This window comes from Pyruvatibacter sp. HU-CL02332, assembly GCF_040362765.1.
In the GTDB taxonomy this organism is placed as follows: domain Bacteria; phylum Pseudomonadota; class Alphaproteobacteria; order CGMCC-115125; family CGMCC-115125; genus Pyruvatibacter.
The window spans coordinates 1241125-1263098 of record NZ_BAABWK010000001.1 but is presented as its reverse complement, the minus strand read 5'-3'; the positions used below and the strand labels follow the sequence as shown (position 1 = coordinate 1263098).

Annotated in this window: 22 protein-coding genes; 6 read left to right on the top strand and 16 right to left on the bottom strand. The window is 58.8% G+C overall.

The genetic code is table 11. The features are described from left to right. Positions 1-8: 8 nt before the first annotated feature. The 6 genes from ABXH05_RS05860 to ABXH05_RS05835 all read left to right on the top strand — a co-directional run bounded on the left by ABXH05_RS05860 (position 9) and on the right by ABXH05_RS05835 (position 6197). A complete protein-coding gene (locus ABXH05_RS05860; protein ID WP_348136221.1) occupies positions 9-569 on the top strand; it encodes a F0F1 ATP synthase subunit delta in 561 nt (186 codons plus the stop codon). Then, positions 569-2098 carry a F0F1 ATP synthase subunit alpha gene (gene atpA / locus ABXH05_RS05855; protein WP_348136220.1) on the top strand — a complete coding sequence of 510 codons (1530 nt, stop codon included), beginning with the start codon at positions 569-571 and terminating at the stop codon, positions 2096-2098. The genes ABXH05_RS05860 and atpA overlap by 1 nt, the downstream gene beginning before the upstream one ends. Positions 2099-2133: 35 nt before the next feature. Then, a complete protein-coding gene (locus tag ABXH05_RS05850; RefSeq protein ID WP_348136219.1) occupies positions 2134-3012 on the top strand; it encodes a F0F1 ATP synthase subunit gamma in 879 nt (292 codons plus the stop codon). Between the two features lie 365 nt (positions 3013-3377). Then, complete coding sequence (gene atpD / locus ABXH05_RS05845; protein WP_348136218.1) at positions 3378-4802, top strand: F0F1 ATP synthase subunit beta; 1425 nt, start codon at positions 3378-3380, stop codon at positions 4800-4802. A gap of 36 nt (positions 4803-4838) precedes the next feature. Then, positions 4839-5234 (top strand): F0F1 ATP synthase subunit epsilon, encoded by a 396-nt coding sequence (locus tag ABXH05_RS05840; protein WP_348136217.1) that lies wholly within the window; start codon positions 4839-4841, stop codon positions 5232-5234. Between the two features lie 150 nt (positions 5235-5384). Beyond that, positions 5385-6197 carry a ferritin-like domain-containing protein gene (locus tag ABXH05_RS05835; protein WP_353560186.1) on the top strand — a complete coding sequence of 271 codons (813 nt, stop codon included), beginning with the start codon at positions 5385-5387 and terminating at the stop codon, positions 6195-6197. 19 nt (positions 6198-6216) lie between these two features. Here the strand turns inward: ABXH05_RS05835 and ABXH05_RS05830 are convergent, their stop codons facing one another. The 16 genes from ABXH05_RS05830 to rpmA all read right to left on the bottom strand — a co-directional run bounded on the left by ABXH05_RS05830 (position 6217) and on the right by rpmA (position 21962). Then, complete coding sequence (locus tag ABXH05_RS05830; protein ID WP_348136215.1) at positions 6217-6702, bottom strand: RNA pyrophosphohydrolase; 486 nt, start codon at positions 6700-6702, stop codon at positions 6217-6219. An 18-nt stretch (positions 6703-6720) separates the two neighbouring features. Continuing rightward, entirely contained in the window at positions 6721-7968 is a 1248-nt protein-coding gene (locus ABXH05_RS05825) for a divergent polysaccharide deacetylase family protein (protein WP_353560185.1), read from the bottom strand. 229 nt (positions 7969-8197) lie between these two features. Further along, complete coding sequence (locus ABXH05_RS05820; RefSeq protein WP_461494733.1) at positions 8198-9553, bottom strand: S41 family peptidase; 1356 nt, start codon at positions 9551-9553, stop codon at positions 8198-8200. 119 nt (positions 9554-9672) lie between these two features. Continuing rightward, positions 9673-10917: a murein hydrolase activator EnvC family protein gene (locus tag ABXH05_RS05815; RefSeq protein ID WP_353560184.1), complete on the bottom strand. Its 1245-nt coding sequence runs from the start codon at positions 10915-10917 to the stop codon at positions 9673-9675. After that, positions 10901-12409, bottom strand: a complete 1509-nt coding sequence (locus ABXH05_RS05810; protein ID WP_353560183.1) for a hypothetical protein — start codon at positions 12407-12409, stop codon at positions 10901-10903. Before ABXH05_RS05810 ends, ABXH05_RS05815 begins: the two co-directional genes overlap by 17 nt. A gap of 85 nt (positions 12410-12494) precedes the next feature. Then, a complete protein-coding gene (locus ABXH05_RS05805) occupies positions 12495-12986 on the bottom strand; it encodes a 23S rRNA (pseudouridine(1915)-N(3))-methyltransferase RlmH (protein WP_353560182.1) in 492 nt (163 codons plus the stop codon). A 25-nt stretch (positions 12987-13011) separates the two neighbouring features. Continuing rightward, positions 13012-13431 (bottom strand): ribosome silencing factor, encoded by a 420-nt coding sequence (rsfS, locus tag ABXH05_RS05800; protein WP_497887543.1) that lies wholly within the window; start codon positions 13429-13431, stop codon positions 13012-13014. 178 nt (positions 13432-13609) lie between these two features. Next, a complete protein-coding gene (egtD, locus tag ABXH05_RS05795) occupies positions 13610-14623 on the bottom strand; it encodes an L-histidine N(alpha)-methyltransferase (RefSeq protein WP_348136210.1) in 1014 nt (337 codons plus the stop codon). Positions 14624-14700: 77 nt separating this feature from the next. Next, on the bottom strand, positions 14701-16059 hold the full coding sequence (egtB, locus tag ABXH05_RS05790; protein ID WP_353560181.1) for an ergothioneine biosynthesis protein EgtB: 1359 nt from the start codon (positions 16057-16059) through the stop codon (positions 14701-14703). A gap of 155 nt (positions 16060-16214) precedes the next feature. Then, a complete protein-coding gene (locus ABXH05_RS05785; RefSeq protein ID WP_353560180.1) occupies positions 16215-16844 on the bottom strand; it encodes a nicotinate-nucleotide adenylyltransferase in 630 nt (209 codons plus the stop codon). Then, positions 16845-18137, bottom strand: coding sequence for a glutamate-5-semialdehyde dehydrogenase (locus tag ABXH05_RS05780; protein WP_353560179.1), 1293 nt, complete (start codon positions 18135-18137; stop codon positions 16845-16847). Continuing rightward, on the bottom strand, positions 18134-19315 hold the full coding sequence (gene proB, locus ABXH05_RS05775; protein ID WP_353560178.1) for a glutamate 5-kinase: 1182 nt from the start codon (positions 19313-19315) through the stop codon (positions 18134-18136). The genes ABXH05_RS05780 and proB overlap by 4 nt, the downstream gene beginning before the upstream one ends. Beyond that, on the bottom strand, positions 19312-20394 hold the full coding sequence (gene obgE / locus ABXH05_RS05770; RefSeq protein ID WP_353560177.1) for a GTPase ObgE: 1083 nt from the start codon (positions 20392-20394) through the stop codon (positions 19312-19314). Before obgE ends, proB begins: the two co-directional genes overlap by 4 nt. Then, positions 20391-20999: a GNAT family N-acetyltransferase gene (locus ABXH05_RS05765; RefSeq protein WP_353560176.1), complete on the bottom strand. Its 609-nt coding sequence runs from the start codon at positions 20997-20999 to the stop codon at positions 20391-20393. Before ABXH05_RS05765 ends, obgE begins: the two co-directional genes overlap by 4 nt. A gap of 7 nt (positions 21000-21006) precedes the next feature. Further along, a complete protein-coding gene (locus tag ABXH05_RS05760) occupies positions 21007-21558 on the bottom strand; it encodes a GNAT family N-acetyltransferase (protein ID WP_353560175.1) in 552 nt (183 codons plus the stop codon). Between the two features lie 125 nt (positions 21559-21683). Then, on the bottom strand, positions 21684-21962 hold the full coding sequence (rpmA, locus tag ABXH05_RS05755; protein WP_043950092.1) for a 50S ribosomal protein L27: 279 nt from the start codon (positions 21960-21962) through the stop codon (positions 21684-21686). Positions 21963-21974 lie beyond the last annotated feature (12 nt).

The following is a 21974-nucleotide window of genomic DNA, read 5'->3' as shown; positions in this document are numbered from 1 at the left end:
GCGGTTACGTGGCAGGCGAAGACGCGAATTTTACCGGTGTCGCCGGACGATATGCGAGTGCTCTCTTTGACCTCGCAAAGGATGCGGGTGCCATTGATGCGGTAGCTGCTGATCTGGCGGGCCTTGAGCAGATGATGACGCAGAGCGCGGACCTTCGCGATCTCGTCAAAAGCCCGCTTTTTGGCCGGGATGACCAGACAAAGGCCATGGGTGCGATCCTTGAGCGCGCCGGGGCTTCTGACCTCACCAAGAAATTTATCGGCCTTGTTGCAACCAACCGGCGCCTGTTTGCGCTGGATGGCATGATCAAGACCTACCAAGCTCTCGTCGCGCAGTATCGCGGCGAAGTTTCGGCAGAAGTTACTTCTGCCCACCCCCTCACCGATGTGCAGGTGCAAAAACTGACTGAAACGCTCAAAGCCGCGACGGGCAGCGACGTGACGCTCAGCACCAAGGTTGATAACGGACTTCTGGGCGGCCTTGTGGTCAAGCTCGGCAGCCGGATGGTCGACACGTCCCTGCGCACAAAACTCAATCGCATGAAGCTTGCTATGAAAGAGGCCGGTTGATGGACATTCAAGCCGCCGAGATTTCCTCGATCCTGAAAACGCAGATCCAGAACTTTGGCTCCGATGCTGAAGTCACCGAGATCGGCCAGGTTCTTTCCGTTGGTGACGGCATTGCCCGCGTCTACGGTCTTGACCAGGTTCAGGCTGGTGAAATGGTCGAATTCCCCAATGGTGTGCGCGGTATGGCGCTCAACCTGGAAGACGACAATGTTGGTATCGTGATCTTTGGTTCTGACCAGCAGATCAAAGAAGGCGACACCGTCAAGCGCACAGGCGCCATTGTGGACGTGCCGGTCGGCAAGGGTCTGCTTGGTCGCGTTGTTGACCCGCTTGGCAATCCGATTGACGGCAAGGGCCCGATTGAAGCCACTGAGCGCCGCGTCGTTGACGTGAAGGCGCCGGGCATCATTCCTCGCAAGTCTGTGCATGAGCCGATGCAGACAGGCATCAAGGCGATTGACGCTCTTATCCCTGTTGGCCGTGGCCAGCGTGAGCTTGTGATTGGTGACCGCCAGACTGGTAAGACGGCTGTGGCGATTGACGCCATCCTCAACCAGAAGCAGGTCAATGAAGGCGATGACGAGAGCAAGAAGCTCTACTGCGTCTATGTCGCCATCGGCCAGAAGCGTTCAACGGTTGCTCAGATCGTGAAGACGCTCGAAGAAAACGGTGCCATGGAATATTCCGTGGTTGTGGCCGCAACCGCGTCCGAACCTGCACCACTTCAGTTCCTTGCGCCATTTGGTGGTTGCGCCATTGCGGAATACTTCCGCGACAACGGCATGCACTCCCTGATCGTGTATGATGACCTTTCCAAGCAGGCTGTGGCGTATCGTCAGATGTCCCTGCTGCTTCGCCGTCCTCCAGGACGTGAAGCCTATCCCGGTGACGTGTTCTATCTTCACTCCCGTCTGCTTGAGCGCTCTGCCAAGCTGAACGAAGACAATGGTCTTGGTTCCATGACGGCGCTGCCGATCATTGAAACGCAGGCCAACGACGTGTCGGCCTATATCCCCACCAATGTGATCTCGATCACGGACGGCCAGATCTTCCTTGAAACAGATTTGTTCTTCCAGGGCATCCGTCCTGCTGTGAACGTGGGTCTGTCGGTGTCGCGTGTGGGTGGTTCTGCCCAGACCAAAGCCATGAAGAAAGTGGCTGGTGCCATTAAGGGTGAGCTGGCGCAGTACCGCGAAATGGCGGCGTTCGCGCAGTTCGGTTCTGACCTTGATGCCACGACACAGCGTCTTCTCAACCGTGGTGAGCGCCTGACTGAGCTGCTCAAGCAGCCGCAGTTCTCGCCGCTGTCCATGGAAGAGCAGGTTGTTGTGATCTTTGCCGGTACCCAGGGCTTCCTGGACAACCTTCCGGTTGAAGACATCGCCCGCTTTGAAGAAGAGCTGCTGCGCACTTTCCATGAAAAGCATGCTGACGTGATGACAAGCATCCGTGACACGGGCGCCCTGTCTGACGACACCAATGCCAAGCTTCGTGAAGGCGTTGAAGCTTTCGCAAAGTCGTTCGCATAACGGCATAAGCCGCTAGAAGGATACGAGAGCAAGCAATGGCGAGCCTCAAGGAACTCCGTAACCGGATCGCAAGCGTCAAGGCGACGCAGAAGATCACCAAGGCCATGCAGATGGTGGCAGCGTCAAAGCTGCGCCGGGCGCAGGAAGCTGCCGAAGCTGCTCGTCCGTATGCTGAGCGTATGGACAGCGTGATGGCCAACCTTGGTGGATCCATGCTGACATCAGCTGGTGCATCGCCGCTGCTGATCGGCACCGGCAGCGAGCAGGTTCATCTGCTCGTTGTCGCTACGGCAGACCGCGGTCTGTGCGGTGGCTTTAACTCCTCCATCGCTCGTATTGCCCGGTTGAAGGTTCAGGATCTTCTGGCTGATGGCAAGACGGTGAAGATCCTGTGTGTGGGCCGCAAGGGCCGCGACATTCTCAAGCGGCAGTTTGCTGATTTGATCGTCGACACATTTGAGTTCACCGATGTACGCCGCATTGGCTATGCGCAGGCTGAAATCGTGACCAAGCGCGTCCTCGACATGTTTGAGGCTGGTGAGTTTGATGTTGCGACGCTCTTCTATTCTGCCTTCCAGAATGTTGTGACGCAGATCCCGACTGAGCAGCAGATTGTTCCGGCTTCCATCCCTGAGCGTCCTGCGGATGCGGGTGAGCCGGTGCCATATGAATATGAGCCGGAAGAAACAGAGATCATGAATGATCTTCTGCCGCGCAGCCTGACGACACAGGTGTTCCGCGCGCTTCTGGAAAATGCCGCGTCTGAACAGGGTGCCCGTATGAGCGCCATGGATAATGCGACGCGTAACGCTGGTGACATGATCGACAAGCTGACACTGACCTATAACCGGTCGCGTCAGGCACAGATCACCAAGGAACTGATTGAAATTATCTCGGGCGCGGAAGCGGTCTAGATACAACACGATACAAGAGCGGCGATAAGCCCCTTCGACCACAACCAATGCCCATGCTGACAAGGGAATCAGTAACTGGGCACACAGCAAGCCGGGGGGCGCTGTCGGTGGCGAAGCAAAACGGAATTGGACGCTATCTGCGTCCGTTGCTCGAGAGCATTTCAAGTGTTCTTGGGCTGTTTGTCCGGCAACAGCGACCGGGGCCTCGCGCCCTGCCAGCGCCGGACACAAAGACTTCTGCGGTCATTGATGTGGCCGCAAATGAAATTGAGACCAAGCCCGTATCGGCATCTGCCGCTGCGGTATCAACAAAGGCAGCGCATGACGTGCTGCCAGGTACTGAGACGAGACCGAGGATACAGACCATGAGCTCCAACGCAGTGGGCAAAATTACCCAGGTCATCGGCGCCGTTGTGGACGTCCGGTTTGAAGATAACCTGCCGGCGATCCTGAACGCGCTTGAAACCGACAACAACGGCAACCGCCTTGTTCTGGAAGTCGCGCAGCATCTTGGCGAGAACACCGTTCGCGCCATCGCGATGGACTCGACTGAAGGTCTTGTTCGTGGACAGACAGCGACCGACATGGGCGTCGCCATTCAGGTGCCCGTCGGTGACGGCACGCTGGGCCGCATCATGAACGTGATCGGTGAGCCAGTGGATGAAGCTGGCCCGATCCAGTTCACAGAAAAGCGTCCCATTCACGCTGAAGCACCAGACTTCGTTGAGCAGTCAACGGAAGCTGAAATGCTCGTAACGGGCATCAAGGTGGTGGATCTGCTTGCGCCATATGCGAAGGGCGGCAAGATCGGCCTCTTCGGTGGTGCCGGCGTGGGCAAGACGGTTCTTATTCAGGAACTCATCAACAACATCGCCAAAGCGCACGGTGGTTACTCTGTGTTTGCCGGCGTTGGTGAGCGGACCCGTGAAGGCAACGACCTTTACTGGGAAATGATCGAATCAGGCGTGAACAAGGAAGGCGGCGGAGAAGGCTCCAAGTGCTCCTTGATCTACGGCCAGATGAATGAACCTCCCGGAGCGCGTGCGCGTGTTGCTCTTGCCGGTCTTTCCGTGGCGGAAGACTTCCGCGACAAGGGCCAGGACGTGCTGTTCTTCGTGGACAACATCTTCCGCTTTACGCAGGCTGGTTCTGAAGTGTCAGCCCTCCTGGGCCGTATCCCGTCTGCTGTGGGCTACCAGCCAACACTGGCAACGGACATGGGCGCTCTGCAGGAGCGCATCACGACCACAACCAAAGGCTCGATCACGTCCGTGCAGGCCATTTACGTGCCTGCCGATGACCTGACCGACCCCGCACCAGCCACATCGTTTGCTCACCTTGATGCGACGACCGTGCTGAACCGTGCGATCTCTGAAAAGGGCATCTACCCGGCTGTGGATCCGCTTGACTCAACAAGCCGTATTCTTGAGCCGCGCGTTGTTGGCCAGGAACACTACGACACGGCCCGCCGGGTGCAGGAAATTCTGCAGAAGTACAAGTCGCTGCAGGACATCATTGCCATTCTCGGCATGGACGAGCTGTCTGAAGAAGACAAACTCACCGTGGCCCGTGCCCGTAAGATCGAACGCTTCCTGTCACAGCCGTTCTTCGTGGCTGAGCAGTTCACCAACACGCCTGGCGTGCTTGTGGACATTCAGGACACGGTCAAAGGCTTCAAGGCTCTGTGTGATGGTGACTATGACCATCTTCCGGAAGCCGCTTTCTACATGGTCGGTACAATCGAGACTGCCATCGAGAAAGCTGAGCGTCTGGCTGCGGAAGCTGCTTAAGCCTTCTGGCTCGAGCGTTTGGATTGGTAAAAGCATATGGCTGACAAGCTGCATTTTGAACTCGTAAGCCCGGAACGGCTTCTCATGTCTGCGGATGCGGACATGGTGACTGTACCTGGTGCTGAAGGCGACTTTGGTGTGATGGCGGGACATGCTCCCTTCATGACCACCCTGCGCCCCGGTGTTGTGGACGTTCAGGACGGTCGGGAAGAAACCCGCCTGTTCGTGCGTGGCGGCTTTGCGGAAGTGAATGCAGAAGGTCTGACACTTCTGGCTGAGCATTCTGTTCCGCTTGATGAGCTGGACAGCGCCGCCTTGGACCAGGAAATCCAGAATGCGCAGGAAGATGTGGACGATGCTGCATCTGAGGCCGTCAAATCGCGAGCGGAAGTAAAGCTCAACCATCTCAAGCAGCTTCGCGACGCGCTTTAGAACCGTGGTTTGGGCGCAGCCGCGTCGAACCCACAAAAAGATTGTCGATAAACCCGGCTGGACAAAATGATGTCCGGGCGGGTTTATTGTATGGGGATATTGCCGGTGAGGGGGCTTCAACCGGCGCAATAAGGTGGGGATTACCCATAGATGACTCAGCACTGGACCCTCGATGACATCGATTGGGCCGCTTTTGACGCGTCAAAGGTGGACGCAGATCTCTTGCGCACGGTCAAAGCTGCCTCCTTGGTGGAAGCCAATGCGCCTGACTATGTGACCTATCTCAGCCAGGTGTTTTCTGACGATGCGGAGCTGCTGGCTGAAATCGAGCGCTGGGGTGTTGAGGAAGAGCAACATGGCGCGGCCCTGGCCCGCTGGGCTGAACTTGCTGACCCCACATTCAGTTTCGACAAAGCACTGAAAGACTTCCAGGCGGGGTATTCCATCCCGATGGATGTTGATGAGTCCACGCGCGGCAGTCGCGGCGGTGAACTGCTGGCGCGCTGCGTTGTGGAAACGGGAACGTCATCATTTTATTCAGCCATCCGCGATGCTAGCGAAGAGCCCGTGCTCAAGCAGGTAGCTGCCAATCTCGCCCGCGATGAGTTCAATCACTACAAGCTCTTCTACGATCACTTCCTGAGGTACGAAAAAGACGTGCCGTCGAAGATGCGCCGGCTGAAGATCGCGCTGGGACGTGTCAGTGAAGCGGACGACGACGAACTGTCCTACGCCTATTACTGCGCCAACACCCCTTCTGCTGATTACGATCGCGAAGGGTGCGCCAAAGCCTATCAGGCGCGCGCATTGGGGCTGTATCAGCGCCGTCACACAGACCGGCTGGTTGCCATGATCGCCAATGCGTGCGGCATCAAGATTGGTGCCCGCGTTGCAAAGCCGCTGACGTCCGTTGTGTGGTGGGGTTTTTCAAACCATGCCAAGCGTCTGGCCAAAGCCGCCTGACGTTTTGACCCAGGTCGAACTAAGCGGTTAAGTGCGCGAAACGCTCAACGACCTGTTCGTAGACCGGGCGTTTGAACTCCACGATCAACCCTGGAAGCTCTGCCGCATCTTCCCAGCGCCAGTCGTCAAACTCATCGTCTTCCGCCTTTGAAAGATCAATGGCGCTGTCGCTGCCCAGATAGCGCATGGCGAACCATTTCTGTTTCTGGCCGCAATACTTTCCCTTGAGGGCCTTGCCAACGAGGTGCTCCGGCAGGTCATAGGTCAGCCAGTCTTCCGTCTGCCCAATCACCTCCACATCGCTGATGCCGGTTTCTTCTTCCAGCTCCCGCAGCGCTGCAGGCAATGGGTCTTCACCCTTGTCGATGCCGCCTTGCGGCATTTGCCATGAGCCGGGTTCATCCTGCTGCACAGATCGCTTCATGGCCCGTCGACCAATCCATACCTTGTTGGACGAGTTAAGCAGCATGATGCCGACGCAGGGGCGGTAGGGGAGTTTGCTCATGGCAGAAAGATACCGGTTCTATTCGCTGAGATCACCGGAAGCGTCCGCTTGGCTTGTTGCATCATTGCCAGCCGGAACGGACGTGCCATGGGCAAGGGCTGCAGAAACCGGAACGAGATCAATGCCCTTTTCCGCAAGGCTTTCAGCCCATTGGGCAACGCGTTCAACGGTAATGGGAAGGGCTGTCCCGATGCCAACGGCCATGCCGTTGTCGCGTGCAGCCTCTTCAAGATCAGACAGTGCCTTGTCAATCTGGCGTGGGGATTTGGCGGCATCCACAACCCGATTGCCGACCGCCCAGTTGAAGCCTTCCGGCACCGCATCTTCGGTCGCGTTGCGTGCGCCGTCGCCGGTATCGACGAAGCCGACGCCGCGTTCCATCAAAGCAGTCATGATGGGCGCAAGTGACTCAGATTCCGATAGGAACCGTCCGCCCTGTCGATTGACGGTGGCGAAGTAGCCCGTTGTTCGCGCCAGCAGCCATTCGAGGCGCTTGCGGTTTGCTTCGGCGGGCAGGTTGGTCAGCAATGTGTAGGGACCCGGATCATTATCGGGATAGTCAAACGGCTCCATTGGAAGCTCAAGAGCAACTTCATGGCCGTCGGCCCGTGCGGCATTGATCTGGTTTTGCAGTTCACTGGAATACGGCGTGAATGCCAAAGAGATGTCAGCAGGGAGTTGCTCAAGGGCACGTTCAGCGAATGTCCGATTTAGACCAAAGCCCATAATCATGATGGCCACGCGCGGCCGGGCATCGTCGCCTGTGAGTGGCAGCTCAAAGGGGCGGCCGTAGCTGGCGACAGGGCGCCGGCCATCGGTGGCCACAACGGGAAGAAGCCCAGCCGTGGTTTCTTCATACAGGCCTTCTATCGGGGCGCCTTCCAGGGACGCGCCTGCGGTCAGTAGTGGCAGTGATCCGATCTGCTGAAGGTTACCGTCTGTGGCGGGCAGTGTGTTGTCGTTCTGCGTTGGTGTGTCCGTCTCGTCTCCAGCGCTGGGCGTTTCATCGCCATTCAGAACCTGCGGCCGCGGGGGAATGGAAACGGTCTCGCCGCTTATCAGGGTTTCGGTGCCAGCGTCTTCGTCGGTCGAGAGCTGCAAAACGTGCTCGGCGGGGCGGCCATCATCGCCTGCAAAGGACAGCCAGATGAGCAAACCACCGATCAGCAGCGCGACTGCGAATACGGCAATAGCCAGTGGGCTGATCCGCGTCGTGCCGGTATCAGCTGTGTCCTGGTGGTCTGTATCTGTCGGGATGGCGGTCATGGCAGGCAGGTGGGTGCACCGATATGAATTCAAGAGCGCTCACGATAGCGGTTTATCTGTGCTGGCATAAGGGCTTGCGCGCCGTGCGTCCAGTCACGCTTAACACGGGGCAGGCTGGCTTAAAGGAATCCGGCCACGGAAGACCTTTTGAGGTCGCCGTGGCCGGATAAGATGAACGAAATGAAAGAAATCAGGAGTTAGGGTCGCTAACCCCTGACCAATTGGCGCATTAGTTGGGAATCGGGGCCATAGCAGCGCCGCCTTCGCTTCCAGCACCTGCTGCGGCGCTTGCATCAGCAGTTGGCGCCGGATTTGCCGGATCATATGTCCGCTTGCCGAGGATCAGGTCACGGGCATAGATGAGTTGAAGGTCATCTTTGGCATCTCGAGGCACGTAGGCGGATGACCCACCCTTTTCGTCCTCGTCTTCAGCGGCCAGATGGCCCGCCAGTCCGGCTTCACCGGTTGTGCGGATGTCTTCGTCTTCCGGCACGTTCTGCTCGACCTTGATATCTGGCGTAATGCCCTTGGCCTGGATCGACCGGCCGGCTGGTGTGTAGTAGCGGGCTGTTGTCAGGCGAATGGCGCCATCGGAACCAAGTGGGATGATGGTCTGTACAGAGCCCTTGCCAAAGGAGCGGGTGCCAAGCACCAGTGCACGCTCATGATCCTGCAGGGCACCGGCGACGATTTCCGACGCTGAAGCGGATCCGCCATTCACGAGCACGACTACCTGCTTGCCGTTGGCAAGATCGCCGGGGCGCGAGTTGTACCGTTGGGTGTCTTCAGGATAGCGGCCGCGGGTTGAAACGACTTCGCCCTTTTCAAGGAAGATGTCGGAGACCTCAATGGCCTGATCCAGCAGACCGCCGGGGTTGTTGCGCAGATCCACAACGAAGCCGGGCATGTCCGACATTTCGCGCAGAGCGGCACGCACACCGTCTGATGTCTGCTCGTTGAATGTTGTGACGCGGATATAGCCCACGCCTTCGTCGCGCTTGTAGCGCACGGACTTGATGCGAATGATGTCGCGCACGACCGTTACGTCAAAGGCTTCGTTGCGGCCCTGTCGAACGATTGTCACGGTGATGGGGGCGTTGACTGGTCCGCGCATCTTTTCAACCGCAGCTGAAAGCGTGAGGCCAAGCACCGGCTCACCATCCAGATGGGTGATCAGATCATTGGCGCGCAGGCCTGCTTTGTCTGCCGGTGTGTCATCGATGGGGGCAACGACTTTGACAAAGCCCTCTTCCATGGTGACTTCGATGCCAAGTCCGCCAAATTCGCCGCGGGTTTGCACCTGCATATCGCGGAAGGTCTTGGGGTTGAGGTAGCTTGAATGCGGGTCGAGTGATGTCAGCATGCCGTTGATCGCGTTATCGATCAGATCAGCGTCAGCCGGCTCTTCGACATAGTCTGCGCGGACCCGCTCGAATACATCGCCAAACAGGTTTAGCTGCCGGTATGTCTCAGAACTTGCGGCTTCCGCACCACCACGGGTCGGGCCCGCATCAAGGGCAAAAATCCCTACAAGAGCCAGGCTCACCAGGCCTGCGGCCCCTGCAATCACCGTACGGTGCATCATTCGCTACCCTTCATTCTCACATCTGACCGACGCGCACACGGTGCTGCCGCTCTTGATCTCGTACCAGTTACAATTCCGCCAGATTGTGGCCTAAGCGCGATGCTCAAGACGCATTCTGCCTAGGCCGGGCGGCCCTGAAACCTGATCCACGGGGCCGGATCAACCGGTTTCCCGTCTTTTCTCATCTCTATATAGAGCACAGGTGTATTACCTGCACCTCTACCGGCCTCCAGAAGCCCATTTTGGCCACCATTTGCCGCATTTGAGCCCGTCGGAAGCCGCCCAATGGGCTCACCGGCAAGCAACTGCTGGCCTGGTCCGGCGTAAATCTCAGCCAATCCAGCGATAACAATAAGGTAATTGTCGCCTGGGGTGATTATCAACACGTTGCCATAACTGCGAAATGGCCCCGCAAACACGATTTCGGCATCCGCAGGGCTTACGACCTGCCCCCCGGCCCGTGCACGTAAGCTGACCCCCTGAGAGGGACTGCCTGAGCCGTCATCGGAACCAAAACGCTGGATAATCCTTCCTGTTGCAGGGCTTCGCAGGGTGCCGCGCAGGGTTGAGAAGGCGGGCGGTGCTGTTTCAGCATCATCGCCGGGGCGCAGGGCCGCAAATGTCGGCACATCCTCCTCCAGACCGCCCAGCAAATCGCGCAGGGAGCGGGCGCGGCCTGCCAGTTCTGCATATTTGTCTGCGGCGCGCTTGGCATCGGTGGAGCTTATGAGTTCCTCTTCGCGCTTGGCGACCAGCAATTCATCAATCCGGCGCTGCTCAACATTCAGGGCTGCCACGTCCTGGGTCAGCTGTTCGCGCTGGCTGGTGATGGTGCGGGTCAGGTCCTCAAGGCTCTTGATCTGCTCTGACAGATCGTCTGCGACGCTCTTCAACTCTGGTACCAGCGTACCCAGAAGCATCGCTCCGCGCGCTGCCGCCAAGGCATCCTGCGGCTTCACCAGCAAAGCGGGCGGTGGTTCGAGGTCGAGGCGCTGGAGGGCGGCAAGGCTTTCAACGAGTTGCTCTCGCCGTGTAGCCAGCAATGCTTCGCTTACTGCGCGGGCGGCAACGAGACCTTCAATGTGAGACTGATTTTCGCTGACTGCGGTTTCCAGCGCGGCGGCCCGGTCACCGGCGGCTACCAGTTCTTCACGCAGGCGCAGCACCGCGCGGGCCGCTGCCTTGGCCTTGGCTTCAGCGGCATCCCGAGAGGATGACGCGCCGCCAAGGGCACGCTCCACTTCCATAAGTTCTTCTGCCTGGGCGGGGTCTATGCGTGTTTCCTGCGCATGTCCGGACGGCCAGGCAACGGCAAGGGCAATTGCCAGTGTCGATGTAAATGAGATGTCACGATGCCGCCGCATCAATGACCTCCTCATGGGCCAGAAGTGACATGCCGGACAGCTGCTCATGGGGCTGTGCGCCTGCCAGATCGAGGATGGTGGGTGCAATGTCGGCAAGTGTGCCCGCGTTAAGCGGTGTGTCGCTTGTGCACGGGCCGCCATGAATGAGGCAGGGAAGCGACGTTGCAAGGCCAAGGCTCGTATCGGTGCCGATGGCCATCAATGTGCCGCCGCGCCGCTCGATGATGGCTGCGATCCGGCCCAGTCCCTTGTCCTGTTGTTCAATGATGCGGCGGGCCGCTGGATCAAGTGATCGGCTGCCCGGCATGCGCGCTGCCGCCGGCACACCTGCCAGCAACGCGAAAATTACGTCGGTCTTGTCTTCCTTGATAGCGCGAACGGCAGCATCTGCCGCTTCCAGAGCGTTCGTTGCCACCAATGTCTTGCTGGCCTTGGGCGTGCACCCTTCAACGGACGCCGCCCACAATGTGTGCTCGTGACGCGGCGCGGCCATCATCAGGCTCAGATCTGCGCTGCGCACAATGTCAGGCAGTCGAGGATGGGAGGGTTGAAACAACGACAGGGGCTGGCGCGCCTGTGCTGCGGGCGACGTGCCGGCTTGTGGCCAGCCGATCATCCGCCTACAGGCGGATAGTGTGGAAGGGCGTGCCGAAGGCACATCCAGTGTATCGCCGGGCACCAGAACTTTCAGCAGGTCTGAAAAACCATCTGCCTGCGGATGAAGAACCAATAAGGCGTCGTCACTGCGCAGGCCTGGATAGGTCTGGTCCGCTGCAGGTTTGATGTCTCCATCATTCACGCCTGTCTGGTTTTGGGCATCGATGTACTGCGCAAGACCGCTGCGTTGCTGCGGGCTCGCATCAACGATGGCATCGCGCACTAAAGCCAGTGCCTTGGCATCTGCTGTTTCGTCGAGGGCGAAGGCCCGGCCGGACACGGTTGCAAAGCGCACCGTGTCAACGCCTGCTACATCTTCGTGAAACTCGTGCAGGGCGCCCAGTGCAGCATCAGGCGCTGTATCTCGGCCATCCAGGATGGCGTGGACCCAGACGCGAACGCCTGCATGACTGAGATTGGCTGCGATTTTTGCAGCGTGAGCTGTGAACCCTTCAATGCCCGAGGATGTCAGGCAGCACAGAAGGTGGCAATCACCCCCAACACGCGTCAGGTCTTTGACGAAAGACTGAAAGCCCGCGTGTTCCGCCAAGCCGCCGGGGGCCCGAAGGACCGCCTCCAGAGGTGAGCTGGGCGCAACAGCACTGTTGCCCTCCGCAATTGCTGCAAGGGCGCTGCTCATACTTGTGGGCGTGGTGGCAGGGGCTATGGATGTTGCAGCAGCGCGCTGGGCCAGGCGGTTGAAGGCTGGCGTACGGGTGCTGAAAATCGGCGCGCGGGGATTGTCTGCAACCGCGCCCCATCCCTGCAGCATGGCCACGACGACGGGGCGCGCAGGTGCGTCGCCAGTTGTTTTGGGTCGGCCGAAAAGTCTCATGATGTTTTTGGTCTTGTGGCCTGCTGTGGGTGATTTGGAAACTCCGACTCACTGGAGATTCCGACTCACCATCTGGTCTTGGTGACTAGTCGCGATGATAAGGGTGGCGAGCCAGAATGGATATGGCCCGATAGACCTGCTCAAGCAGCATGATTCTGGCCAGCATATGCGGCCAAGTCATGGCGCCCAGGGACAGCGTAGCGTTCGCCTTGGTTTTTACCGCGGCGCTGTGGCCATCTGCCCCACCAATCACAAAAGCAATGTCGCGGTGGGTGCCGTCCTTCAGGGTATCCAGCCATTTTGCCAGATCACGACTTGGCCGCTGTTTGCCTGTTTCGTCCATGGCGATGATGAACGCGTTGTCAGGCAAGGCAGCCAGCAAGGCCTCGCCTTCCAGTTCTCTGGTTGGCTTTGCGTCCAGCTCGATTGTCTTGATGTCCGTGATGCCCAGATTCCGGCCCAGAGCCTGTGCCCGTGAGAGGTAATCGTCGGCAAGCGCGCGCTCATTCTTGTCACGCATGCGGCCTATGGCGCAGACGGTGATGCGCATTGTGTTCTTCTTTGTCTGCGCCTGCACTCAGGCAGGAGCGTCCTGCAGCTGGCTAGTTGGCCAACTGGTCTTCGGGCATGTCAGAGGACCAGAGGCGCTCAAGATTGTAGAAATCCCGCACTTCCGGACGGAAAACATGGATGACAACGTCACCGGCGTCGATCAGGACCCAATCAGCATGGGTCATGCCTTCAACACGCGGTGCCTTGCAGCCTGCTTTCTTCAGGGCCTCAACCAGATAGTCCGCAACAGACCCCACATGGCGCTGTGACCGGCCGCTGGCGATTACCATGCAGTCGGCCATAGATGATTTGCCTGCGAGTTCGATGGTGACAACGTCTTCGGCCTTGGTGTCTTCAAGACACGCCAGCGCTGCTGCGCGAAGCCGGTCGGACTGGTTGTGGTCTTCTGACTGTGTGCCTGCGAAAGATGTCTCTTCCGCCGCTTTGGCCTCTTGGCCAGCATAGTCGATACTCAGGTTTCAGCTCCACTTTTGCCCTCCACCCATTTCATTTGTGGGGAAGGGTGCCGGCTCATGGAAACTTTGCCGAATCGGCGAAATTTCCTGCCGGTACGGGCACCATGGCCCGCTTCCATGAGGACAATATGACGATTAGGCCTGCAACCGCAAATGCAGTGATTTCAGGCGGTTAACCGGCGACTTCCAGCAGGTGGAGCGAGAACAGGCCATCCACGTCTGTCCACAGACCGCGCGGCACAAATCCGGCCTTTTTGGCCATATCTGCGAACTCCTGAGGCTCATACTTGTAAGAGCTTTCCGTGTGAATGCGCTCGCCGTCATCAAAGTCGAAATTCTGGCCTTCCAGACGAATTGTCTGTGGGCCTTTGGCTTCCAGGTGCATTTCCACGCGGCCCTGATCGCCATTGTAAAAGGCCACGTGGGAAAATCCGCCCTCGTTGAGCTCCGCGCCCAGCTCTGACTGCATCCTTTTGAGCAGGTTCAGGTTGAAGGCCGCTGTGACCCCGGCGCCATCGTCATAGGCGGCATCCAGAATGTGTTTTGGCTTCTTCAGGTCAACGCCGATGAGGAACTGGCCACCCTTGCCCAGCAGTTTGGTGCTACGTGCCAAAAGGGCTTCGGCCTCGGCAGGCACAAAGTTACCGATTGTCGAGCCGGGCAGGAAACCAAGCTTGCGTGTGCCCAGATTTCGGGTTTCTGCGGGCAGGTCGAAACCCTGCGTGAAATCGGCACAAATGGCACCGACGGCAATCTCCGGCATGTCGCCGGCAAGGCCGCTCATCTGGCCGTGCAGGTAGTCGCGGCTGATATCGACAGCTACATAGCCCGCCGGCTTGTCGAGGGCCTCGAGCAGGCGGCGTATCTTGAGGCTTGAGCCCGCGCCGTATTCAACCACCAGACAGTCCGGGCCAACGGCCCTGGCAATGTCCGCACCGTGCTTCTTGAGAAGGCCAAGTTCCGTGCGGGTTGGATAATATTCCGGAGTCTGACAAATCTTGTCGAACAGCTCGGAGCCGCGCTCATCGTAAAAGTACTTGGGCGCGATCCGCTTGGGAGAGGCGGCAAGGCCTGTCATGGCATCATCAAGAAATGTCGCCAGCGCAGGCTTTTCGTCTACGAAGAACGCGAGTGCGGAGGAGTCGATGTCGGGTCGATCAAGTGTTGTCGTGTCGTGGGCGGTCATATTGTTTCCTTCCCGATGCTGGTCGGGCTGTGGATTGGCCGTTCAGGCTTCTTGGCAGGCTTTGTGATGTGGGACTATTAAGTGTCGCGTGCAAGGCGCAACCCTGAGAATTGCCATCGTGCATGGGCAGGGAAAAAGTTTCGGTAGGTCGCACGCATGTGGTTCTCAGCCGTGGCGACGCTGCCGCCGCGCAGGACCATCTGATTGGCCATGAACTTGCCATTGTACTCACCAATGGCACCGGCGACCGGTTTGAAACCGGGATATGGCGTGTATGCGCTCTGTGTCCATTCCCATACGTCGCCAAACACCTGCTCAAGTTGTCCTGCGTGGTCTGCAGCTTTGGGGTGCAGTGCGGATTGTCCGGGCTGCGTGCCGGCAAAGTTGCCTGTCGGTTCAAGTCCTGCGGCAGCGTGTTCAAGTTCAAACTCGGTTGGCAGACGTACGTCGTCGCCCTGTTCGCTGCGCCATGCAGCATAGGCGGCTGCTTCAAAGAAAGAGATGTGGCACACGGGCTCATGTGGGTTCACGGCAACGCGGCCATGCAGTGTGTAGGTTGTCCAGGTGTCGGACGCTGTGTCGTCCTGTATCCAGTAAAGCGGGGCATGCCAGTTATCTGCCTGCGCCCGGTCCCATCCTTCGGCATGCCACCAACGTGGGTCTGCATATCCGCCATCACGAACAAATTCGAGATACTCCGCATTCGTCGTAGGTCGGGTTGCCAGCGCGTAGTCGCGCATCAGCACCTGATGGCGCGGGCCTTCGCAGTCATAGGCAAACCCGTCATTGGCTAGATCACCGGAGTGGCCGCATATGGTGATGCCGCCGGGAAAGTCGACCCAGCCAAGAGCAGATGCTGCATCGCTTTGATGTTCAGGTGCTGGATAGATTGCAGGCCACATCGGGTTGAAGGACAGGGCGTGTTTCAGGTCTGTGACGAGTAGTTCCTGATGCTGCTGTTCGTGATGCAGTCCCAGCTCAATCAACGGCGCAATGGTTTGCCATGTGTCGTCGTCAGTGGACTGGGCAAAGCCCAGGAGCGCCGCATCGACCTGGCTTCGATATATTCCCACTTCCGCCACGCTGGGGCGCGAGACCAGCCCACGGTTCGGGCGCGGGTATTGCGGGCCGACGGCCTGATAGTAGGAATTGAACAGATAGTCGTAGATTGGGTCGACCGGCTGATAGGTCGCGTCGTGTGGCTTCAAGACAAATGTCTCAAAGAACCATGTGGTGTGCGCACGATGCCAGCGGGCCGGGCTTGCATCCTCCATGGATTGCAGCATCTGGTCTTCCGGCGTCAGCGGGGCAGCCAGGCTTTCAGTTGCAGCGCGCACGCGCTCAAAGTGTGCCATGAGCGTCGCGCGCGACAGGCGTTGTGCACCAGTGGATGCAATGTCACTGGAGGCTGTCGCTTGGCTGGCAGAAGAAGGCATAGCGGCGTCTTTCGGCATCTTTTGAGAACTGCGAGGTGCCAACTCCGCCAAGTTCAAAGGCGTAAGTCAACCACGTGTCAGGTAAGTGACGCGATTGTGTGTTTCCAGAGGCGACCCGCGCCCCGCAATTGGACCGCTACGGACCATTTCTGAGGTCAGTCTGCGACCCAGTCTGATCCGTTCTGACGACGGATCTGTGTCGATGAGAGCGGTGTTGGCTGGTCTTCGATAAAGACCCAGGCAGGTGCTTCTTCATTGGCCAGACGCGACGCATGCTCAACGGGAAATTGCCTGTGAGCATAACGGTTTGCAGCATGTGACAGCCGTGCTTTCAGGCTGTAGCCGGGGCGGGCAATAATTGCGACGGGGACGCGTTCCATGATGCTGGTCCACTGATGCCATTTGGGAAAGCTCAGAAGATTGTCCGCACCCATCAACCACACAAAACTCGTGCCGGGCGCTCGATCGGTCAACTGACGGATAGTGTCAGCAGTGTACCGGGTGCCCATCTGAGTTTCGATGTCCGTCACGCGAATGGCGGGATGATCTGCCATTGCCTGCGCACTTTCCATGCGCTGTGTAAACGGGGCCATACCTTTTTCGGGCTTCAGCGGGTTCTGCGGAGACACCAGCCACCACACCTGATGGAGCTGCAACCGGCGCAACGCTACGAGGCTGATATGCCTGTGCCCTTCATGAGCCGGATTGAACGATCCGCCCAGCAGGCCGATGCGCAATCCACCGATCATGCCATTGATCGGGTTGCTGCTGAGCTCTGACGACATCTACGGCCGGGTCTGGCCGCTGCCGCGCACCACATATTTGAAGGATGTGAGTTGCTCCAGGCCAACGGGCCCGCGCGCATGCAGCTTGCCAGTGGCAATGCCGATTTCAGCGCCCATGCCGAATTCACCCCCATCAGCGTATTGTGTTGAGGCGTTGTGCAGCAGAATGGCGCTGTCGCAATCGGTCAGGAACTTGTCTGCGGTTTCCTGATTGTCGGTCACGATGCATTCGGTGTGCTGCGAGCCATATTCGGCAATGTGCGCCAGCGCGCCTTTGACGCCGGGCACAACAGCAACAGCAATAATCGCGTCGAGATATTCGGTGCTCCAGTCTTCCTGCGTGGCTGCAGAAATGCCGGGCACAAGAGCCTGAGATTTTTCATCGCCCCGGATTTCACAGCCCTTGTCCTGTAGTGCCTTCACAACAGCAGGCAGGTGGGTGTCTGCGACGGCTTCATCGACCAGCAGTGTTTCAGCAGATCCGCAAATGCCGGTGCGGCGCAGCTTGGCGTTAACGGCTATCTTCTGTGCCATCTCAATGTTTGCGTCTTTGTCGACATAGACATGGCAAAGGCCATCAAGGTGGCCGAGCACAGGCACACGCGCATCATTGGTCACGCGTTCTGTCAGGCTGCGGCCGCCGCGGGGCACGAGCAGATCGATGGAGCCATCAAGGCCCTTGAGCATTTCTCCAACGGCCGCTCGGTCTGTGGTGGGCACAAGCTGAATTGCCTTTGAAGGGAGCTGCGCTGCATCAAGCCCGTGTTCCAGAATGGTGTGGATTGCGCGCGATGAATGAAAGCTCTCCGAACCGCCACGCAGGATGACTGCATTGCCGGATTTGAGGCACAGTGCGCCAGCGTCCGCGGTTACGTTGGGACGGCTTTCATAGATGATCCCGATGACACCAAGGGGCACCCGTCGGCGCTCAATGTGCAGTCCGGAAGGCATGTCCCATTCAGTGATGGTTGTGCCAACGGGGTCTTCGAGTTCAACAATGGCCTCAAGACCTTTGGCGATGGCTTCGATGCGGTCATCGTCAAGTTTCAGACGATCAAGCATAGCACCGGTCAGGCCACGTGCCTGTGCTGCTTCCATGTCTTTTTCATTGGCGGCAAGAATGAGATCCACGTCGGCGCGGATAGTCATTGCAGCAGCAAGCAGGGCTGCGTCTTTCTGTTTGCGCGGAGCTGAGCGCAGTACTTTGGCAGCGTCACGGGCGTGGGCGCCAATGTCGCGCATGGTGGCGACCACATCAGGGTCTGCTGTATGGAGTTTTTCAACGACACTCATTTTGCCAGCTCGCTTTTTGTGTTGGTCTTACTCGTAGTTTGTTGTGTGTCCTTGGCGGCGCGGTTCAAGGCCAGATGGTCCCGGTGGATCATCTCGTCACGACCACGATAGCCAAGCAGGGCTTCGATTTCACCGCTTTTGTGACCAGCGATGCGGGAGGCATCAGCTGATGCATAGGCCACAAGGCCCCGGCCAAGCTCTACACCTGCTTTTGTCTGCACAATCACAGCGTCGCCGCGATCAAAAGTACCGCTGACCTTGCAGACGCCGGCGGGCAGAAGGCTGCGGCCGCGGGCCAGGGCGGCGGCAGCACCATCATCTACGGTAATGATGCCGGAAGGCTGGAGACTGCCGGATATCCAGCGTTTGCGCGCCACGACAGGTGTTTCGTGGGCGGCAAACCAGGTGGCGTTGGCACCGTCTTCAATGGCCTTGAGGGGATGGTCGGTTGCGCCCTTTGCAATCACCATATGCACACCGGCTTCCGTCGCAATGCGGGCGGCTTCGAGTTTGGTGATCATGCCGCCAGTGGACATGTCAGTGCCGGCGGTGCCGGCCATCGCTTCAATCTGGGGTGTGATGGCATCAACTTCGCGGATGAGAGTGGCATCCGGGTTTCGGACAGGGTCATCCGTATAAAGACCATCGACATCCGAGAGAAGAACAAGACAGTCTGCGTCGACCATACTGGCAACGCGGGCTGAAAGCCGGTCGTTGTCGCCATAGCGGATTTCGGTGGTGGCGACTGTGTCGTTCTCGTTCACAACGGGGACCAGATTGAAGTCCAGCAGTTTGGTCAGGGTCGAGCGGGCATTAAGGTAGGATCGCCGCCCTTCCGTGTCGCCAAGTGTCAGTAAAACCTGTGCGATGCGGATGTCACGGGTCTCAAGCGCTTCCTGATAGGCGCGGGCCAGGCCAATCTGGCCAAAGGCAGCCGCGGCCTGGCTTTCTTCCAGGGCCAGTGTATTGCGTGCGCCAAGGCCAAGCGCCTTGCTGCCGACCGCAATGGCGCCTGAGGAGACGATGATCACCTGCTGTCCACGGGCGCGCAGCCGTGCCACGTCGTCGGCCAGGGTCTGAAGCCAGTCACGGCGCATGCGTCCAGACGCTGAGTCCACTAGCAAGGCAGACCCGATCTTGATAACAACGCGTTTTGCTGTGACCAGGCGATCGCTCATGGGCGCCAGCCTTCGGACGGCGCGGGCCGCTGCTCTTTGGCTGCGAGCTCTTCTGCTTCTTTCGCTTCCGCTTCATCAATCAGCATCTGGCGTACCTTGGCGACGTAGACGTTGATGGCGCGCAGCGCTTCTGTGACGCCTTCGCCACTGGCACTGGACAGCATGATGGGTTTGGTGCCGGTGATGGCCGTGATTTCGGCTTCCTTCTCGGCACGCGCTTCCGGCGTCAGAGAATCCACCTTGCTCAGCGCGACCAATTCGGGTTTCTCAGACAGACCATTGCCATAGGCGGCAAGTTCGCCGCGGATGGTGCGGTAGTCTGCGGCAACGTCTTCCTGTGTTGCATCTACGAGATGCAGCAGCACGTTTGTGCGTTCCACATGCCCCAAAAAGCGGTCACCAAGGCCAAGGCCTTCGCTGGCGCCTTCAATCAGGCCGGGAATGTCGGCCAGCACAAAGGCCGCCTCGTCTACTTTGACGACGCCAAGGTTGGGCGTCAGCGTTGTGAAGGGATAGTCGGCGATTTTGGGTTTTGCAGCCGTGACAGTTGCAAGGAAGGTGGACTTGCCGGCATTGGGCAGGCCAACGAGGCCCGCATCGGCAATCAGCTTCAGGCGCAGCCAGATCCAGCGTTCTTCGGCTTCCTGACCTTCATTGGCGCGGCGGGGCGCGCGGTTGGTTGAGCTTTTGAAGCGGGCATTGCCCCAGCCGCCGTTTCCGCCCTGGGCCAGCAGCACGCGCTGGCCAGCCTCGGTCAGATCAGCAATCAGGGTTTCGTTGTCTTCTTCAAAGATCTGAGTGCCGACGGGTAGCTTGAGCACCACATCGTCGCCACCCTTGCCGAAACGGTCACGGCCAGCACCACTTTCGCCACGGCGTGCCTTGAAGTGCTGCTGGTAGCGGTAATCGATGAGGGTGTTGAGGGAGTGGACACACTCGGCCCAGACATCGCCCCCCTTGCCGCCGTCGCCGCCATCGGGTCCGCCGAACTCGATGTACTTTTCGCGCCGGAACGAGATGGTGCCGTTGCCGCCTGCGCCGGACGCGATAAAGACTTTTGCCTGATCAAGAAACTTCATGATGCTTTACTCATGTGAGGACGCCTCTTGAGTGTTTCCCAGCGGGGCTTGTCCATACGATAGTTGTTACGCAGCTTTGCGTCATCAGCATCGGATGAGGCTGACATCGCCGTATTCATGAAATGAAACCCGGCTTTTTCCAGCACCCGCGCCGACGCTGCATTTCCCATGGCGCAGGCGGCGCGCAGGCCACCGGCCTTGAGCATCTCAAAAGCCCAGTCGCGGCAGCCGATGGCGCACTCCGTGGCGAGACCTTCACCCCAGCGTGCAGGGTCCACCCAATAGCTGAGTTCATACTGGCGTCCGCTGACACCGAGCTCGACCATGCAGCCGATATTTGTCGCGCCAAGGAGGGCGCCATCCGATTTGGCGGTGATGATCAGCTGGTAGTCTGTGCCCGCTGAAATCAGCTCGGGCACACGGGTGCTCCACTGCTGCACCAACTCTGCAGGGCAGGGTGTGGGAATGTGAGACATCACGGCACCAATCCGCGCATCACTAGCAATGCGGGCGTAGTCATCCGCATACCTCGACGCGAGCGGACGCATGATCAGACGGTCCGTCTCGATCAGAATGTCGCTCATGCCGGGCAGTGTATGCGCCATGATTTTTTCAGCTTCCCTGTTGCACCAGCCCATCGATCCAGCGGTCACGTGTCATGACCAGATCAAGGGAAGGCATGTCTTCGCCGCGCGCCAGGCAATGGCGGTTGGATTTGCCACTATACTCGAAGCCGCACTTTGTGAGCACGCCGCCGGAGGCTGCGTTTTCTTCAAAGTAGCCGGATGTGAGATGTCCCACGCCGAGATCGGCAAATCCGATGGTAACGGCGGCCTGCGCTGCTTCTGTCGCAAAGCCTTTGCCCCAGTAAGTTTCGCCCAGCCAGTATCCAAGCTCGAACTCGCCTGTCTTCTGGTTGTCGATCCCCACGACACCAATCAATGTGCCTTCAAGCGTGATGGCAAAGGCTGAGCCCAGGCCGCGTGCGCGCTGGTTGGCGTGTCCGGCAATCCACTCTTCGGCCAGACCGTCAGGATAAGGATGCGGGACCACGGCCAGCATCCGGGCCACGTTCCAGTTGTTACATCCTGCCTGCACGGCTTTGGCGTCTTCTGGTTCCAACCACCGCAGCAGTAGGCGTTGTGTCTTCATCTGCGCCCGCATGGGACGTCCTTTCATGATGGCGAGAGAGCAAAACAAAAGGGAGATGGCGATCCATCTCCCTCCCGGTTGGCTATTGCCTCATGAATGGATTGCCACCAAACGGTGGCAATTGGTCCACCGTGTTCTTATTCAGCTGCCGCTGATGCCGGGGTTGCCGGTACCACTGATACATAGGTGCGGTCGCCTGCGCGGGTGCGGAAGGACACGTTGCCTTCGACCTTTGCAAAAATCGTGTGGTCCTTGCCCATGCCGACATTGTCGCCCGGGTGCCACTTGGTACCGCGCTGACGCAGAATAATGTTGCCTGGGATTACGGCTTCGCCGCCGTACTTCTTGATACCAAGACGACGGCCGGCTGAGTCGCGACCGTTGCGGGATGAGCCGCCTGCTTTTTTATGTGCCATCTTGTTTGTCTC

Excerpts from the sequence above, each read along its gene's own strand:
- ABXH05_RS05810 (WP_353560183.1), bottom strand. The coding sequence starts at position 12,409 with ATGAGACTTTTCGGCCGACCCAAAACAACTGGCGACGCACCTGCGCGC.
- ABXH05_RS05830 (WP_348136215.1), bottom strand. The coding sequence starts at position 6,702 with ATGAGCAAACTCCCCTACCGCCCCTGCGTCGGCATCATGCTGCTTAAC.
- egtB (WP_353560181.1), bottom strand. The coding sequence starts at position 16,059 with ATGCCTTCTTCTGCCAGCCAAGCGACAGCCTCCAGTGACATTGCATCC.
- atpA (WP_348136220.1), top strand. The coding sequence starts at position 569 with ATGGACATTCAAGCCGCCGAGATTTCCTCGATCCTGAAAACGCAGATC.
- obgE (WP_353560177.1), bottom strand. The coding sequence starts at position 20,394 with ATGAAGTTTCTTGATCAGGCAAAAGTCTTTATCGCGTCCGGCGCAGGC.
- ABXH05_RS05850 (WP_348136219.1), top strand. The coding sequence starts at position 2,134 with ATGGCGAGCCTCAAGGAACTCCGTAACCGGATCGCAAGCGTCAAGGCG.
- atpD (WP_348136218.1), top strand. The coding sequence starts at position 3,378 with ATGAGCTCCAACGCAGTGGGCAAAATTACCCAGGTCATCGGCGCCGTT.
- ABXH05_RS05835 (WP_353560186.1), top strand. The coding sequence starts at position 5,385 with ATGACTCAGCACTGGACCCTCGATGACATCGATTGGGCCGCTTTTGAC.
- ABXH05_RS05765 (WP_353560176.1), bottom strand. The coding sequence starts at position 20,999 with ATGGCGCATACACTGCCCGGCATGAGCGACATTCTGATCGAGACGGAC.
- ABXH05_RS05785 (WP_353560180.1), bottom strand. The coding sequence starts at position 16,844 with ATGTCGTCAGAGCTCAGCAGCAACCCGATCAATGGCATGATCGGTGGA.
- ABXH05_RS05760 (WP_353560175.1), bottom strand. The coding sequence starts at position 21,558 with ATGCGGGCGCAGATGAAGACACAACGCCTACTGCTGCGGTGGTTGGAA.
- egtD (WP_348136210.1), bottom strand. The coding sequence starts at position 14,623 with ATGACCGCCCACGACACGACAACACTTGATCGACCCGACATCGACTCC.
- ABXH05_RS05820 (WP_461494733.1), bottom strand. The coding sequence starts at position 9,553 with ATGATGCACCGTACGGTGATTGCAGGGGCCGCAGGCCTGGTGAGCCTG.
- rpmA (WP_043950092.1), bottom strand. The coding sequence starts at position 21,962 with ATGGCACATAAAAAAGCAGGCGGCTCATCCCGCAACGGTCGCGACTCA.
- ABXH05_RS05840 (WP_348136217.1), top strand. The coding sequence starts at position 4,839 with ATGGCTGACAAGCTGCATTTTGAACTCGTAAGCCCGGAACGGCTTCTC.
- ABXH05_RS05825 (WP_353560185.1), bottom strand. The coding sequence starts at position 7,968 with ATGACCGCCATCCCGACAGATACAGACCACCAGGACACAGCTGATACC.
- proB (WP_353560178.1), bottom strand. The coding sequence starts at position 19,315 with ATGAGCGATCGCCTGGTCACAGCAAAACGCGTTGTTATCAAGATCGGG.
- ABXH05_RS05815 (WP_353560184.1), bottom strand. The coding sequence starts at position 10,917 with ATGCGGCGGCATCGTGACATCTCATTTACATCGACACTGGCAATTGCC.
- ABXH05_RS05780 (WP_353560179.1), bottom strand. The coding sequence starts at position 18,137 with ATGAGTGTCGTTGAAAAACTCCATACAGCAGACCCTGATGTGGTCGCC.